The organism is Mycobacterium sp. NGS51 (assembly GCF_059812525.1).
Genome location: NZ_JCALCV010000025.1, coordinates 14,349 through 29,993, shown reverse-complemented (window position 1 = coordinate 29,993; position 15,645 = coordinate 14,349). Strand labels below are relative to the sequence as shown.

Annotated in this window: 15 protein-coding genes; 3 read left to right on the top strand and 12 right to left on the bottom strand. The window is 66.7% G+C overall.

Annotated elements, in window-relative coordinates; genetic code table 11:
- Window positions 1–175: 175 nt before the first annotated feature.
- Together AC5Y5W_RS23115 and AC5Y5W_RS23110 are read right to left on the bottom strand one after the other, a co-directional pair.
- A complete protein-coding gene (locus AC5Y5W_RS23115) occupies window positions 176–949 on the bottom strand; it encodes a TIGR03084 family metal-binding protein (protein ID WP_500012292.1) in 774 nt (257 codons plus the stop codon).
- Entirely contained in the window at window positions 936–2,285 is a 1,350-nt protein-coding gene (locus AC5Y5W_RS23110; protein WP_500012294.1) for an MFS transporter, read from the bottom strand. Before AC5Y5W_RS23110 ends, AC5Y5W_RS23115 begins: the two co-directional genes overlap by 14 nt.
- A gap of 136 nt (window positions 2,286–2,421) precedes the next feature.
- On the opposite strand from AC5Y5W_RS23110, the gene AC5Y5W_RS23105 reads away from it, so the two are divergent.
- Complete coding sequence (locus AC5Y5W_RS23105) at window positions 2,422–3,027, top strand: YqgE/AlgH family protein (RefSeq protein WP_499889828.1); 606 nt, start codon at window positions 2,422–2,424, stop codon at window positions 3,025–3,027.
- Between the two features lie 17 nt (window positions 3,028–3,044).
- Here the strand turns inward: AC5Y5W_RS23105 and AC5Y5W_RS23100 are convergent, their stop codons facing one another.
- Window positions 3,045–3,404, bottom strand: coding sequence for a hypothetical protein (locus AC5Y5W_RS23100; RefSeq protein ID WP_500012297.1), 360 nt, complete (start codon window positions 3,402–3,404; stop codon window positions 3,045–3,047).
- A gap of 30 nt (window positions 3,405–3,434) precedes the next feature.
- Entirely contained in the window at window positions 3,435–4,409 is a 975-nt protein-coding gene (locus AC5Y5W_RS23095) for an LpqN/LpqT family lipoprotein (protein ID WP_500012299.1), read from the bottom strand.
- A 172-nt stretch (window positions 4,410–4,581) separates the two neighbouring features.
- Here AC5Y5W_RS23095 and leuS point away from each other — a divergent pair, with 172 nt between their 5' ends.
- Window positions 4,582–7,461 carry a leucine--tRNA ligase gene (leuS, locus tag AC5Y5W_RS23090; protein WP_500012301.1) on the top strand — a complete coding sequence of 960 codons (2,880 nt, stop codon included), beginning with the start codon at window positions 4,582–4,584 and terminating at the stop codon, window positions 7,459–7,461.
- 4 nt (window positions 7,462–7,465) lie between these two features.
- Here leuS and AC5Y5W_RS23085 read toward each other — a convergent pair whose 3' ends face one another.
- From AC5Y5W_RS23085 to AC5Y5W_RS23055, 7 genes are read right to left on the bottom strand one after another with little or no spacing between them, the layout of a single operon-like run.
- Window positions 7,466–8,131, bottom strand: a complete 666-nt coding sequence (locus AC5Y5W_RS23085; RefSeq protein ID WP_500012303.1) for an SDR family oxidoreductase — start codon at window positions 8,129–8,131, stop codon at window positions 7,466–7,468.
- Between the two features lie 30 nt (window positions 8,132–8,161).
- Window positions 8,162–8,671, bottom strand: coding sequence for a MarR family winged helix-turn-helix transcriptional regulator (locus AC5Y5W_RS23080; protein ID WP_499889816.1), 510 nt, complete (start codon window positions 8,669–8,671; stop codon window positions 8,162–8,164).
- Between the two features lie 54 nt (window positions 8,672–8,725).
- Window positions 8,726–9,475, bottom strand: coding sequence for an amino acid ABC transporter ATP-binding protein (locus tag AC5Y5W_RS23075; RefSeq protein ID WP_500012304.1), 750 nt, complete (start codon window positions 9,473–9,475; stop codon window positions 8,726–8,728).
- Window positions 9,472–11,265, bottom strand: a complete 1,794-nt coding sequence (locus AC5Y5W_RS23070; protein WP_500012306.1) for an ABC transporter substrate-binding protein/permease — start codon at window positions 11,263–11,265, stop codon at window positions 9,472–9,474. Before AC5Y5W_RS23070 ends, AC5Y5W_RS23075 begins: the two co-directional genes overlap by 4 nt.
- Window positions 11,266–11,317: 52 nt before the next feature.
- Window positions 11,318–11,995: a GntR family transcriptional regulator gene (locus AC5Y5W_RS23065; RefSeq protein WP_500012308.1), complete on the bottom strand. Its 678-nt coding sequence runs from the start codon at window positions 11,993–11,995 to the stop codon at window positions 11,318–11,320.
- A gap of 58 nt (window positions 11,996–12,053) precedes the next feature.
- On the bottom strand, window positions 12,054–12,851 hold the full coding sequence (locus tag AC5Y5W_RS23060; protein WP_500012310.1) for an LLM class F420-dependent oxidoreductase: 798 nt from the start codon (window positions 12,849–12,851) through the stop codon (window positions 12,054–12,056).
- Between the two features lie 22 nt (window positions 12,852–12,873).
- Window positions 12,874–14,031: an NADH:flavin oxidoreductase gene (locus AC5Y5W_RS23055; RefSeq protein ID WP_500012312.1), complete on the bottom strand. Its 1,158-nt coding sequence runs from the start codon at window positions 14,029–14,031 to the stop codon at window positions 12,874–12,876.
- A gap of 54 nt (window positions 14,032–14,085) precedes the next feature.
- On the opposite strand from AC5Y5W_RS23055, the gene AC5Y5W_RS23050 reads away from it, so the two are divergent.
- A complete protein-coding gene (locus AC5Y5W_RS23050) occupies window positions 14,086–15,099 on the top strand; it encodes an NAD-dependent epimerase/dehydratase family protein (RefSeq protein ID WP_500012314.1) in 1,014 nt (337 codons plus the stop codon).
- Here the strand turns inward: AC5Y5W_RS23050 and AC5Y5W_RS23045 are convergent.
- Complete coding sequence (locus AC5Y5W_RS23045) at window positions 15,040–15,645, bottom strand: TetR/AcrR family transcriptional regulator (protein ID WP_500012316.1); 606 nt, start codon at window positions 15,643–15,645, stop codon at window positions 15,040–15,042. The two genes, AC5Y5W_RS23050 and AC5Y5W_RS23045, sit on opposite strands and share 60 nt — an antisense overlap.

Sequence of the window (15,645 nt, the reverse complement as noted above, 5' to 3'; positions counted from 1 at the left end):
CCGAACGTCGAGAAGTTGTGCGCAATACGCGGAAATCGCGCAACAACCCCACGCTCGACGAGAATTCATCGCCCCGGGCTGGGTTGCGGGGCCCGGTCTCTCTTCGCGCGCGGCGCGCGCTCATCGCCCCGGGCTGGGTTGTGGGGCCCGGTCTCTCTTCGCGCGCGGCGCGCGCTCATCGCCCCGGGCCCGGCGGCCCGGCAAAGGCTTGTGCGATGTCCAGCCAGCGCTGCGCATCGTCGCCGTCCGCGGCGATATCCAGCGCGCTACGCGGGCGTCGTTGCGTGACCAGGAAACAGAAATCCTCGGCAGATCCGCTGACCCGCTGGGCGGCGTCGGCCGGGCCCCACGACCAGATGCCCCCGTCGGGTGCCCGCAGCTCGATCAGAAACGGCTCGGTCGGCGGTGTCAGACCGTTGACCACGAAGGCGTAGTCGCGGGTCCGCACGCCGATGTGCGCGATGGATCGCAGTCGGGCGGTGGGCCGTCGCTGGACGCCGAGCGCATCGGCGACGTCAAGGCCGTGTGCCCAGCTCTCCATCAACCGGGCGGTGGCCATCGACGCTGCGCTCATCGGTGGACCGAACCACGGAAGTTTTCGGCCGTCGGAAACGGTCGACAGCTTGTCGTGCAACCGCATCCGAGTGCCGCGCCAGTCGGCAAGCAGTTGGGCGGGCGGCGTCGTTGCCAGATCGTCGGCTCCCGCGTCGACGAACCCGGTCGGGTCGGCGGCCGCAGCCTCGAGCACGGTGGCGAAGGCGGACTCGTCGGTGACCGACGTCAGCGCAACCCGGTCGGTCCAAAGCAAATGGGCGATCTGGTGTGCGATCGTCCAGCCCGGCGCGGGCGTGGGCTCGGCCCAGCGGTCAGCGGCGAGCGGCGTTACCAGCGCGTCGAGCTCGTCGCTTTCGGCGCGCAAATCCGCCACGATCGAATCAAGGCCGGCCATCCGAATACCTTAACGAGGGCGCATCCTCCTCCGACGGGGTTGGTGGGCGGCGGCTCTCGTCGCGCGAGGCGCGCATCGCCCGCCGACCGACGACGGCGTGAACGGCAAGTCCGGCAAGGTAAATCGCCGTCCCGGTCAGCACCAGCGCGGGTGCGCGCCCGTCGTCGGGGATGACGAACGCCACCGCGGTGATCGCCGCGATGAACGAGACCCAGAACAGCGCATCCTGCACCGCGAACACATGGCCGCGCAGGGCATCGTCGACGTCGACCTGCATCGCGGTATCGGCACACAGCTTGACGACCTGACCGGCTGTGCCGAGGAAGAACCCGCAGGTCACCATCACCGGCAGTTGCAAACCGGCGCCGATGACCTGGATGGTGGCCGCGATCGCCAATGCGCCGTTGGCGGTGGCGTAGCGGCCCCACCGGCGCACCGCAGGCGGGGTCAACACGTTGGCCAGAAACGACCCGGTCCCCGTCGCTGCGACGAACAGCACCGCGGTACCCAGACCAACGACGGACGTGTCTCCGGCGTGGCGCATCAACAACAACACCAGCAAGGTGTTGATGCCGAAAGCCATCCGATGTGCGGCCAGCCCGGCGAGGGTGGCGGCCACCGTCGGCCGGGCCAGTACCGTCCGGGCGCCGTGCAGCCAACCGGTCACCACTAAGTAGACCACCGGTCCATGGAGCGCACGCTTGGTGTCGTCCGGGCCCAGCGCGTGCGGCCTGAACCGCAACGACAGCAGCAGGGCGATCAACACCGGGACCACGACGAGGAAGATGATCGAGGCCGAGCCGTTGTCGCCGGCTCCGAATAGCCAGCGGGGCGCCAGCATGAAGTTGGCGCCGAGGAAAGCCGCGACCGCACCGGTCGCGGCGGACACCGAATTCATCGTGACCACCTGGTCGCGCGGCACGACATGAGGCAGCGCGGCCGATAGACCCGAGGAGACGAACCGGCCGAAGCCGTTGACGATCAGCGCGCCGCATAACACCGCCTGATCGCCGCTCCCGACGGCCAGCAGGGCGCCCACCGCGGTCACCGACAGCAGTCGCCCCAGGTTGGCGCCGACCAGTACGAGCCGCCGGTCCCAGTGATCCATCAGCGCACCGGCAAATGGACCCAGGATCGAATACGGCAGAAACAGCACACTGAAGGCGGCCGCGATCGCCAGCGGATGGGCGGCCCGCTCGGGGTTGAACAGCAGCGCACCGGCCAGTCCCGCCTGAAACAGACCATCGCCGAATTGGCTGACGGCACGTAATTCCAGCAGCCGCCAAAAGTCGGGCAGGCTGCGCACGGAGCGCCAGACAGCGGCGGGTGCGCGCATGTGGATCACAGAACCTACTTCCGCGGGCGGCCCGGCAAGCTAGGCCTCGACTAGAGGCCCAAACCAGCCTACAAATGTTGGGCAGCGCGCCGCTTGTTCACCGCAGGGATCCGCGCGTGGATGCCATGATGGTGAGGTGGCTCAGCCCGAAGATCCCGAGGACTTTGTCGCTCCCACCGCGCATCGAGTGCGGGCGGGAACTCTGCTCCTTGCCAACACCGACCTGTTGGAGCCGACGTTTCGTCGCAGCGTGATCTACATCGTCGAACACAACGACGGCGGCACGCTGGGGGTGGTACTCAACCGGCCGAGTGAGACCGCCGTTTACAACGTGTTGCCGCAGTGGGCGAAGTTGGCCGCCAAACCCAAGACGATGTTTATCGGCGGTCCGGTGAAACGCGACGCGGCGCTGTGCTTGTCGGTGCTGCGGGTGGGCGCCGATCCCGACGGTGTGCCGGGGCTGCGCCATGTGTCGGGCCGGTTGGTCATGGTCGACCTCGACGCCGACCCTGACTCCATCGCGCCGCTGGTGGAGGGGGTGCGGATCTTCGCGGGCTACTCCGGCTGGACGATCGGACAGCTGGAGGGTGAGATCGAACGCGACGACTGGATTGTGTTGTCGGCGTTGCCATCTGACGTTTTAGTACAGCCCCGAGTAGATCTGTGGAGCAGAGTGCTGCGCCGGCAGCCGCTGCCACTTGCGCTATTGGCCAGCCACCCCATCGACATCAGCCGCAACTAAGCAGGCCGGCCGCCGGATCAGTGGCAGGGCCGTGCGTCAGTACTTAGCGCGCAGGCTGCGCAAACACCGCTGCAACCGGCCGGGACGGCTTCGCGGCGCAGCGCATAGCGCGCGCTTTGCCAGGACCCGGCAGCGACGGTGGCGAGCGCGCCGAGGACACAAATACCGACCACCGTCAGCACCGCGGCGTGCCGCGGGACGGCCAAAGCCGCCGACCCTCCGGCGGCCAGCATGACCGAGGCGGCCAGTTGTGCCGGCGCCACTGAACGCGCCAATTGCCCGGAGGCGCCGGTCGCCGCCGGCCGCCACAACGACCACAGTGCGAGTGCGGCGCAGACGGTCGCCGCGCACACGCAGAGCACCCCAGCGATCAGCATGGGGCCACAATACGAGGCCGCCGACAAGACTCAGCGTGTCGGGGCGGGCGACAATCCGGGCAGCGTCGGGACCGTGGGCAACGCCGGCAGTGCGGCCTGCACCGGTGGCGCGGGCGGAACGGCAGGCGCAGTGCCGGCGGGTGCGCTCACCCGGAAGCCGTTGACGACGGCATCAGTGGCCGGCGCCTCGGCGACAGCCTGGGCGGCGTCCGTGGTCACCGCCAGGGACACCAGGTAGCGGTCCGCTCCTGAGGTCGCGATGACGTGACGACGCGAGGTGTTCAGCGTCATATCGTTCTGGCGATAGGTGCCCTCGATGATCGCCGACGGGAAAGGGCCGAAATTACCCAGCGAGGCGTTGGTGGTTTGCCAGGTGGGCAGCTGCTGACTGTCGACGTAGCCGTGCGTGATGGCCTCTTGAGGATCGAAGTCGCCGACCAGCTTGTAGACCACCACCTGGGCATTCGAGGTGTACAGACTGTTGCTGGAGCGGTTGGCGATCACCGCGAAGGGATCGGGAACGTTGGGATCGGGCACCTGGGTCCAGCCTGGTGGCATCGGCAAGGTGATGTCGAGAGCCTTGAAGCCGCGGGGCTGCTGCGGTTCGAGCTGAACCCCCTTGCCGTGGAAATAGTCGCGCAGCGTCCCGGAACTGGCCGGCAGCAGCGACGGCTGCGGCGGTGCCGCGGCAGCCAGCGGCGGAGAGACCTGAGTCGGCGCGACGGGGAGCTGGGCCGGCTGCGCCGGCACAGCGGCGGGCAGCGGCGAGGAGACCGGAGGCGGCGCCAGCGCCGGGGCGGTGCCCGGCATGCTGTTGCCGACCGAGCCGAGAGTGCCGAGGCTGTTCTGGGTGGCTACCGGCGGAGCGGGGACTGGCGCAGGATTGGGCCGCGGTGGGAACACCGGGTCGGCCGACGCGGTCGCGCCCGCCAAGCCCATCACACCCACGGATCCGACAGCCAGACCCGCTATCAATAACCGCCAGCCACGGGCGATCTGCATCATGAGCGTCGGTCCTTCCCGGTCACGCAGGGTTAGAGGCCGAATGTAACCAGCGCCACGCGCCTATCGCCAGGCTCGCAATACACCTGGGATGAAGCCCTGATCGCTCCGCAACGTAACCGAGACCGACCCGTGGCCGACGTACCGGTCAGGGCGGGCCTTATACCCTGTTGGCGTGACCGAACCCCCGATCGTGGCCAGCGCCGGTGCGGGCGACGCGGACTCCGACGTGCCGCGGTATCGCTACACCGCGCAGCTGGCCGATCGCATCGAACGGACCTGGCAGGACAATTGGGCCAGGTGGGGAACCTTCAACGTGGCCAATCCGGTCGGCTCACTGGCACCCGCGGATGGTGGCTCGGTGCCCGAGGACAAACTGTTCGTGCAGGACATGTTTCCGTACCCATCGGGGCAGGGACTGCATGTCGGCCACCCACTGGGCTTCATCGCCACCGACGTCTACGCGCGCTACTTCCGGATGAATGGCCGCAATGTCTTGCACGCCTTAGGGTTCGATTCCTTTGGCCTGCCTGCTGAGCAGTATGCGGTGGAGACAGGCACACATCCGCGTACGCGTACCGAAGCCAATCTCGTCAATTTTCGGCGTCAATTGGGCCGACTGGGTTTCGGACACGACACCCGTCGCAGCTTCTCCACCACCGACGTCGATTACTACAAGTGGACACAGTGGATCTTCTTGCAGATCTACAACGCTTGGTTCGACACCGCCGTCAACAGGGCGCGGCCTGTCACGGAACTGATCGCCGAATTCGATTCGGGCGAGCGCGCTTTGGCCGACGGCACAGACTGGGCGGCCCTGTCGGCCAGCGAGCGATCTGACGTCGTCGACGGCTACCGGCTGGTCTACCGGTCGGATTCGATGGTGAACTGGTGTCCGGGGCTGGGCACCGTGCTGGCCAATGAAGAGGTGACCGCCGACGGCCGCAGCGAACGGGGAAACTTCCCGGTGTTCCGGAAACGGCTGCGGCAGTGGATGATGCGTATCACTGCGTACTCTGACCGGTTGCTTGAGGATCTCGATCTGCTGGACTGGCCGGAGAAGGTCAAGACGATGCAGCGCAACTGGATCGGGCGCTCGGCCGGCGCGGCGGCGATGTTCGGCACCGACGCCGGTGAGATCGAGGTCTTTACGACCCGCCCTGACACGCTGTTCGGCGCTACCTATCTGGTGTTGGCGCCCGAGCACGACCGCGTCGACCGCTTGGCCGCCGCCGAGTGGCCAGACGGCGTGGACCCGCGCTGGACATTCGGTGCCGCTACGCCGGCAGCGGCGGTCGCGTCGTACCGGAAGGAGATCGCCGCAGAGTCGGACCTGGAGCGCCAAGAGAACAAAGCCAAATCCGGTGTGTTCCTTGGTAGTTACGCAACCAATCCGGCTAGCGGCCAGCGGGTGCCGATCTTCATCGCCGACTACGTGCTGGCCGGCTACGGCACCGGTGCCATCATGGCCGTCCCCGGCCACGACCAGCGCGACTGGGAATTCGCCCGCGAGTTCGGCCTGCCGGTCGTCGAAGTCATTGCCGGCGGCGACATTTCCCAGGCCGCCTACAACGGTGACGGGACGTTGGTCAACTCCGGCTATCTCGACGGCATGGACGTGTCGACGGCCAAGCAGGTCATCACCGACCGGTTGGAATCCGACGGCCGTGGCCACGCCCGTATCGAATACAAACTGCGGGACTGGCTTTTCGCGAGGCAACGTTATTGGGGCGAACCGTTTCCGATCGTCTACGACAACGACGGGCGCCCGCATGCGCTCGATGAGGCCGCACTGCCCGTCGAGTTGCCGGATGTCCCGGACTACTCGCCGGTGTTGTTCGACCCCGACGACGCCGACAGTGTGCCCTCGCCACCGCTGGCCAAGGCCAGCGACTGGGTGCACGTCGAACTCGACCTCGGCGACGGGCTGAAGTCCTATACCCGCGACACCAACGTGATGCCGAATTGGGCCGGCAGCTCGTGGTACGAGCTGCGCTACACCGACCCGCAGAACTCGGAGCGGTTCTGCGCCAAAGAGAACGAGGCCTACTGGATGGGGCCGCGGCCAGCCGAGCACGGCGCTGAGGACCCCGGTGGCGTGGACCTGTATGTCGGCGGTGTCGAACACGCGGTGCTGCATCTGCTGTATGCCCGGTTCTGGCACAAGGTGCTCTACGACCTGGGCGAGGTCAGCTCCTGCGAGCCGTACCGCCGGCTGGTCAACCAGGGCTACATTCAGGCGTTCGCCTACACCGATGTCCGAGCGTCTTACGTGCCGGCGGCCGACGTGGTCGAACGCGACGGCAGGTTCTACTATCCCGGCCCGGAGGGCGAGATCGAGGTCTTCCAGGAGTTCGGCAAAATCGGTAAGAGCTTGAAGAATTCGGTGTCGCCTGACGAGATCTGCGAGGAATACGGCGCCGATACACTGCGGCTCTACGAAATGTCGATGGGTCCGCTGGAGGCATCACGTCCGTGGGCCACCAAGGATGTCGTCGGTGCGCACCGGTTTTTGCAGCGGGTGTGGCGGCTGGTGGTCGACGAGCAAACCGGCGAAACGCGGGTGGCCAACCATGCGGCCATCGCGGAGGACACCCTGCGGCTGCTGCACCGCACCATTGCCGGCGTATCGGAAGACTATGCGGCGCTGCGTAATAACACCGCGGCGGCCAAGCTGATCGAGTACACCAACCACCTCACCAAAACCCACCAGGGTGAGGTGCCGCGCGCCGCGGTCGAGCCGCTGGTGCTGATGCTGGCGCCGTTGGCGCCACATGTCGGTGAGGAACTGTGGCAGCGGTTGGGCAACGCTACGTCGTTGGCGCACGGACCGTTTCCCGTCGCCGATCCCGCCTACCTGGTCGAAGACACCGTCGAATATCCAGTGCAGGTCAACGGCAAGGTGCGCGGCAAGGTGGTGGTGGCCGCCGACGCCGACGCCGACACTCTGGAAGCGGCCGCGCTGGCCGACGAGAAGGTTCAGGCGTTTCTGAACGGCGCCGCCCCGAAGAAGGTGATCGTGGTGGCCGGTCGACTGGTCAACCTCGTCGTCTGATGTTTCAGCGTTGGCGGATCACTACTTCGTGCACATGACCGTCGGGCGGGGTGGCCACCACATTGGCGACCACCTCGGCGACGGTTTGTGGCCGCAAAAAGCGGCCGGGGTCATATTCGCCGCCCTCGAACGCGACCAGGTCTCGTTGCATGTCGGTGTCGACGCGGCCCGGGTAGACGGTGGTGACGCGCAGCGCGGGCTCATCGGCGCGCAGTGAATCGGCGAATGCGCGGAGCGCAAACTTGCTCGCCGAGTAGGAGGGCATCCCCGGTGACACGGTGCGGCCCGACCCGGAGTTGACGAACACCACCTGGCCGTGAGTGCGTCGCAGGGCGGGCAGCAGCGCCAACGTAACAGCCACCGCCCCAACGACATTGACTGCGAACGTGGTGCGCCACTGGTCGACGGTGGTATCGCCGACATGGCCGGGCAGCGACACCCCCGCGTTGTGCACCAGCACATCGAGTTCCGTGATCGAGGCGGCGTCGGCGGCGATCGCGTCGGTGTCGGTCAGGTCCAGCGGGAAGGTCGTAGCGGCGAGGCGATCGGCGACGGCGTCGAGGCGCGCCGACGGGCGCGCAGCCAGCAGCAGGTTATGCGTCGGTGCCAGGGCCTCGGCAATTGCAGCACCGATACCACGGCTGGCGCCGGTGATGAGTGCGGTCGGCATATCAGCGGAAGTGTTGTGGCTCTGCGGCTTTCAGGCCTGCTCGTGGGCAGGCGAGGCGTCGGCGGGCCCGTCGGCCACGTCGCCACCGGCGAGGCGTTCCAGCGGCCGCAGTGCTTTGGTCAGCGTGTCCAGGTCGGATTCGCTGAGCTGACTGAGCATTCCGGCCAAGGCGGCGATCCGGTTGGACAGCGACTCGCGGTGGACCGCCAGGCCGCGAGGCGTGATATCCACCAGCACCGCGCGCAGGTCAGAGGGGTCGCGGGACCGCTTGACCAGGCCGACCTTCTCCAATCGGCGAATCGCCACCGTGGTGGTCGGGGTGCGGACCCGTTCGTGTGCGGCCAGGTCGGTCATGCGGATCGGGCCCTGGTCGAGCAGCGTCACCAGGATCGACAACTGCGCCAGGGTGAGTTCGCCGGCCGTCGCGGCGCCCGCGGAGGGGTCACCGCGGCGCAGGATCGTGAAAAGTTTGGACAGTGTGCGGTGTAGACCTTCAGCCAGCTGTGTCACTTCGGGCACGGTGGCTTCACGTTCCGCCATAATTCGCCAGTCTAACCTGATGGGCCTCAGGCAGGCCGAAAATCAGTTGTACTGTCAAAGTACTTGGGAGAGGAACCGTTGCAACCGCTCGGTTGTAGCCGCCTCGAAGATCTGCTCGGGCGCCCCGGTTTCCACCACTGCGCCGTTATCCATGAAAACCACGGAATCCGAGGTTGACCTGGCGAAACCCATTTCATGGGTCACGACCACCATCGTCATTCCCTCGTCGCCGAGGTCAGCGATCAGCGCCAGGATGCCTTTGACCAGCTCGGGGTCCAGCGCCGAGGTGGCTTCATCGAACAACATCACCTGCGGCGCCATCGCCAACGCGCGGGCGATCGCGACCCGTTGCTGCTGCCCGCCCGACAGCGCGCCGGGACGGCTGTCGGCTTTGTGTTTCATGCCGACTCGGTCCAGTTGGGCCAGCGCCAGCTCGCGGGCGGCGTCGGCCGGCAGCCGTTTCAGCTTGCGCGGCGCCAACATGACGTTATCCAGCACGCTGCGATGCGGGAACAGGTTGAAGTGCTGAAACACCATGCCGATGCGCTGGCGCAGCCGGTTGGGGTCCTCGGCCAGCACCGAGCGACCATCGAGCAGGACGTCGCCACGGTCGGGCTCGTGTAACCGATTCAGGGTCCGCAGCAACGTCGACTTGCCGGAGCCCGACGGGCCGATCACCGCTACCGTGCTGCCTGCGGGCACCTCGACGTCCACGCCGCGCAGCACCGTGTTCGTACCGAATGCCAAATGAATGTCCTTGCCCGCCAACGATACCGGCTGCGGGCGCTCGATACTTTCTGTCACGTCATCTCCTGCCCGGTTGTCGAGGCAATCCGGTCGAGGGGATCTTCTGGCTCTGCTGAGGCGCGGCCCTGGCGAAGCCGATTGTCGACGAAGTTCACCAGGTGGGTCAGCGGAACGGTCAGGATCAAGTAGAAGATCCCAGCCGCCACCAAGGGCGAGAGGCTGCCAGTCTGCGCGTTGAAATCCCGGCCGACCTGGAACAGCTCACGTTGCCCGGCGATCAGCCCGAGGAAGTAGACCAACGCCGAGCCCTTCAGCAGCGCGATGAACTGGTTGACCAGCGCCGGCAGCACCCGCCGTATCCCCTGCGGAACCACCACCAGCCGCATCGACGACCGGTAGCTGAGCCCCAGCGCACGGGAGGCTTCCAGCTGCCCGGACTCGACGCTTTGGATTCCCGAGCGGAAGATTTCACCGACATACGCCGCGGCGGTCAACCCCAGCGCGGCAATACCCAGCGGGTAGGGGTTGTTGTTGGTCAGCCCGCCGACGATCGGGCCCACACCCAGGCCGATCAGCAAGATGATCACCACTTCGGGCAGGCCGCGGAAGATGTCGGTGTACATCCGTGCCGGCCACCGCAGCCACCGAGTGCGGGAGATCCCGGCGACGGCCAGCACAATCCCGACGCCCAACCCGATGACGCTGGCGCTGATGGTCAATATCAAGGTGTTGGGCAGCCCGGTTTTGAGTAGTACCGGAATCGTCTGTTTGTAAAGGTTCCAGTCGAGGAAGGATTCCCGCAATTGGGCGAGCGTGGACGTCGGTGCGGGCGGTCCGGCCTTGGGTCGGTGATGACGCTCGGCGATCTTGGCGAAGTCCGGCAGGTGTGGTGTCAGCGCTTCCTTCGATCCCGGTTTCCAGTCTGGCGGTAGCGGGCGCGGCGCCCATTCCGAGTACAGACCCGACCAGGTGGCGTCGGCGATAACAGCGTCCAGTCCCGAGTTCAGCGCATCGAGCAGCGGTCGGTTGTCTTTCGCGACGGCGTAGGCCACGAAGTCGCCCTCGTTGAACGAGTTGGCGACGATCGCGGCGGGGTCGCCGGGCCGCACGGCGTTCATCGCCTCCAGTCCACCCGCGACCCAGGCGTCGATCTGATGAGTCTTGAGGCTGCTGTAAGCAGTGATGATGTCGGGGAACTTCACTGGCTGCAGGCCCAACGTCTCGGTGACGTAGGCGTCCTGCACGGTGCCCTGGACGACACCGATCCGCTGCCCGGCGGCGAGGTCGTCGAATCCGGTGATCGGCGAGCCTGGCTGGACGACCAGGGAGGCATAGCCGAAGTCATAGCCGTTGGTGAAGCTGACGATGCGTCGCCGCGCTTCGCTGGCCATGATGGACGCCGAGCCGACGTCGAAGCGCCGCGACGCCACCTGGGCGAGCAGTCCGGCGAAGTCGGTACCGACGAAGCGGACCTGCAAGCCCAATTTTGCGGCGATGGCCCGCAGCACCTCGTTGTCGAAACCGGTGAACTGCCCGGCTGCGTTGATGCAGGCGTTTGGCGGTGATTCCGACATGGTGCCGACCGTCAACGTGCCCGGCGTGATGAGACCCAGCGCAGCGACGTCCACCGAAGACAGCGGCTCGACGCTGGCGGTCGTGTACTTGTCCTCGTGAGTGCGTTTCGCCGTGGCCAGTTTGGGAGGTAACTCGGTCGCGCTCTCCAGTCCGGGCGGGGTGCACCTGTCGGGATTCGCCACTGCCGGTGCGGCCGTTCCAAGGCTGCAGACCAGCAGTGTCGTGGCGATCAGCGCGAACAGCTTTGCTGCGCAGCCGGGGTTGAAATCCATAACCGCAAGGTATCGGCCGACGGTCGGTTCGGCCACGTTCAGCCGGGCTGGCTCAGAACGCGACGGCGGGCTTCTGCGGCGGAGCGAGCACTCCACGGCGCACGAGTTCGGTCACCATGATCTTGGCCATCAACGCGGCGCAGCCGCTGCAGGCGGCCCGTGCGGCGTCGGGGTCGCGGCGGTGGATCGCGGCGGTCTCCGCCTCGTAAAACGGCAACATCTCGGCGACGACGTTGGGGTAGCTGAGCAAGAACGCCCGCGGAATCAGGCTCGCCGAGGCTCGGATCGCGGCGTGGAGTCGCGGACCGGCATATTCGTCGTTGACGGCGCGCCGGTATTCGCGCGCGGTCTGCTGAAAGGCGCGTGGTTCCTTCGCGCTGCGCAGTGTGCGGATGAGGGCGTCGAGCTGATCGAGGATCCGTGGGGTGGGGTTGGCGGCGGCCCGCGCCGAGGCGATGCCGGTCAGCACACCGTGCAGCTCGTGATGCTCGAGAATGGTGTCCTCGTCGAACCGCTCGACGAACGCGCCGCGGTGGTACTGGGTGGACAGCACCCCGTCGTGTTCCAGCTGCACGACGGCTTCCTGAATCGGGACGCGGCTCATCCCCAGCTCCCTGGCGACTTCGTTGCGGTCGACGCGGTCGCCGGTGCGCAGCTTGCCGGTCAGGATTTGGTTGAGGATGTAGCCAACAACCTGATCCTTTTCCTTCGCCCCGTATTTCTTGGGCATCGCTCAATTCCCGTCGACGAATCCGCGGGCCAGTTTCTCATGCGTGGCTGTGAATGGCCTACCCGCGATCCCGCCAGCGGCACAACGTTTCTGCCGCGGTTAGGTCGTAGTCCGGGCCGTTGCAGCCAACGGTCAGCATGGTGACACCGAGGCCGACCAGTGCCTCCGCCTCGGCGATCAGCTCATCCGCCCCGCCACGGCCGGTCTCGCCGCCCACCGCCGTCGAGCGTTCGATCTCTTCTGCCGGGCGACCGACAGTGCTGCAGTGGTCGGCCAGTACCGCCGACTTGGCCGGATAGCTCTCGGTATTGGCGAAGCTGTGCCAGATGTCGGCATGCTCGGCGACCAGGCGCAGCGTCTTCTTCTCCCCCTCACCGCCGATCAGTAGCGGGATCTGGCGGGTGGGGGCCGGATTGAGCTTGCCCAGCCGCGCTTTGATGCGGGGCAGCGCGAGAGCCAGGTCATCGAGTCGGCTGCCCGCAGTGCCGAATTCGTAGCCGTACTCGTCGTAGTCTCGGCGTTTCCAGCCGGAGCCGATGCCCAGGATCAGCCGGCCGTCGGAAATGTGGTCGACAGTGCGGGCCATGTCGGCGAGCAGTTCCGGATTGCGGTAGGAGTTGCAGCTGACCAGCGCACCGAGCTGGATGCGCGACGTCTGCTCGGCCCAGGCAGCCAGCATCGTCCAGCATTCGAAGTGGGCGCCGTCGCGGTCGCCGTAGAGCGGAAAGAAATGGTCCCAGTTGAATGCGATGTCGACACCGATGTCTTCGCAGCGGCGGACCGCGTCACGGAGGTAGCTGTATTTCGGGGCGTGTTGGGGTTGCAGTTGCACGGCGATACGGACGGGGCGAGTCATGCCACCACCGTAGGACTCGAGCTCATCCGGTCGGCAGGCCGCTCGCAATGTGGCGGACCGGACAGTGTGTTCCGCTGTAGACGGTGGGCATGCATTTCATGCAGTGGATGCACAGCCCTTCGCGGGCGCTGCCCTCACGGAAGGCATTGACCAGGTTCGGGTCTCGGAGCAGCGCGCGGGCCATGGCCACCAACTCGAACCCGTCGTCAAGCGCCTTTTCGACGGTGTCGAGCCGGTTGATCCCGCCGAGCAACATCAGCGGCATCGACAGCGCCGCCCGGAATTGACGCGCGAGCGGCAAGAAGAACGCTTCTTCAAAAGGGTAGGCGCGGAACATCCGTCGACCGATAACCCGTAGGCCCAATCCCACCAGCCGAGGCTGAGAGGCGATGAACTCGTCGAGAGGGACATCGCCGCGGAAGTAGTACATCGGATTGAGTAGCGAACTGCCTCCGGTCAGTTGCAGCGCATCGAGGTGTCCGTCGGATTCCAGGAGGCGCGCCGTGGGCAGGCTGTCGGTCAGCCAGAAGCCGCCCCGGACCCCGTCGTCCATGTTGAACTTCGCGGTGACGGCCACAGATTGCCCGACGGTGAGCCGAACGCGCTCAACTACGCGACGGGCCAGCTCGGCGCGCTTGTTCACATTCGGGCTGAAGAACGAGCTGAGCAGATAACCGTGGCCCATGTGGATTTCGATCGCGTCGAAGCCCGCTTCGACGGCGTTGGCGGCGGCTGCCGCGAAGTCGTCGATGACGCCGTCGAGTTGTTCGGTGGTAGCGGCCCGCACCAGCCCCATGGCCGGTGCGCTGAGCCGAGTTGACGGGGCCAGCGTCGGTGTCCGATTCGACCGCGTGTTGGCGACCAGCCCCGCATGGCCGATCTGCGCGCAGACCAGGGCGCCCTCGGAATGGACCGCGTCGGTGAGCCGGCGCAGCTGCGATATGCGATCGCGGTCCAGTACGACGGTGTCGCGATGAACCCGGCCACCGGGCGAAGTGGCGCAGTAGGCGACGGTCGTCATGGCCGCTCCGCCGCGGGCGACTTCGACGTGGAAATCGATCAGCGCATCGCTGACCTGGCCGCGTGGCATCACGCCCTCAAACGTCGCCGCTTTGACGAACCTGTTCTTCAGGGTCAGCGGGCCCAGCCGCGTTGACGTGAACGCTAGTTTCGATACCATTGGCATCGAAATATAGTACGGCGGAGGGTTCCGTCACGGCGAGGAGGCTGATCGGTGCGCATCGCGGTCACTGGCGGAACCGGCTATTTAGGGGCGCACACCGTGCGCGCGCTGCTACAGACCGGCCACCAGGTGAGTCTGTTAGTGGCACCGGATGACCCGGCCGCCGTCGTCGAGCGGTTCCGCACGCTCGGCTCCGTGACGGTCGTCGTCGGCGACGTTCGGGCGGCGTCGACGATCGAAGAACTGCTGAGCGGCGCTGATGCCGTGTTGCATGCCGCTGGCATTGTCGGCACCGATGAACGCCGGGCCCAGGCGATGTGGGACATCAACGCCTATGCAACCGAAATGATTCTCACCCGCGCCGTCGAGCTTGGCCTCGATCCGGTGGTGTCGGTGAGCAGCTACAGTGCCTTGTTCCCGCCGCCGAACGGGATCATCTCACCGGACTCGCCGACGGCAAGTGGCCGCAGCGCCTATGCCAAGACCAAGGGCTACGCCGACCGGGTCGCCCGCCGACTGCAGGAAGCCGGCGCACCGGTCGTGGTCACCTATCCCTCGAGCGTGGTGGGCCCCGCGTTCGGCACCGCCCCCGGGGTGACCGAGCGAGGCTGGGCGCCGATCGTGCGCTGGGCGGTCGCGCCGAGCGTGCGGGGCGGCATGCAGATGGTCGACGTGCGTGACGTCGCCGACGTGCACTCGCGGATGATGGAAGCCGGCCGGGGCCCCCGCCGCTACGTCTGTGGCGGGCAGCTGCTCAGCTTCGACGAGATGGTCGACGCGCTCGAAGAGGGTTTGGAGCGACGAGTGCGACGTGTCCCGTTGTCGCCGAGCGTGTTTCGTGGCATAGGCCGTCTCGCCGACGTGGCCGGCCGGTATGTGACGCTTGCCGACGGGCTGAGCTACGAGGCGGCAATGCTGTTGACCGCCGCCACCCCCACCGACGACAGCAAGACGTTGCGCGAGCTCGGGATCACCTGGCGCAGCCCGAAAGCCGCGATCATCGAGTCATTGCGCACGGGACGCGGTGATCGCCGTAGTCAGCAATTGCGCGATCCGGTTTCGTAGCGCCGGGGAGTCGTCTTCGACCGCAATCGTCGTCGCGAATAGCGCGGCGCCCGCCGCCATCGCCAGCGACGCCCGGGCGTCGAGGTCGGCGCGTCGTCGTTCGGGACGCGTCGTCGCGTTCACGTCCTCGGCGAACAGCCGGACTGCGGGGCCGCTGAACTCCGCCCACAAGGTCTTGCGGAGGTCGTCGTTTTCACTGAGCGCCAGCAGCAAGCCCGGCACCGCCGCCCGCACGTCGGCTCTGCTGAAAAGTTCGTGACTGCCGCGCACCACCCACTGAATCCAGCCGGTTACGTCGGTACCGGAAAATGGTGACAGATCGGGGGTTTCGCCCAATATGGCGTGCAGCACCAACTCTGCTTTAGTGGCCCAGCGACGGTTCACGCTGGATCGGCCCACCCCGGCCCGCGCCGCCACCAAGCGCATACTCAGGTCGTCCCAGCCGACTTCCGCCAGCAGTTCCCGCGTCACCGACAGCACCCGCTCATCGATCGACGTGTCACGCGGCCGCCCGACAGAGGTGGCGTGGTAATCGTCGTTGGTCAT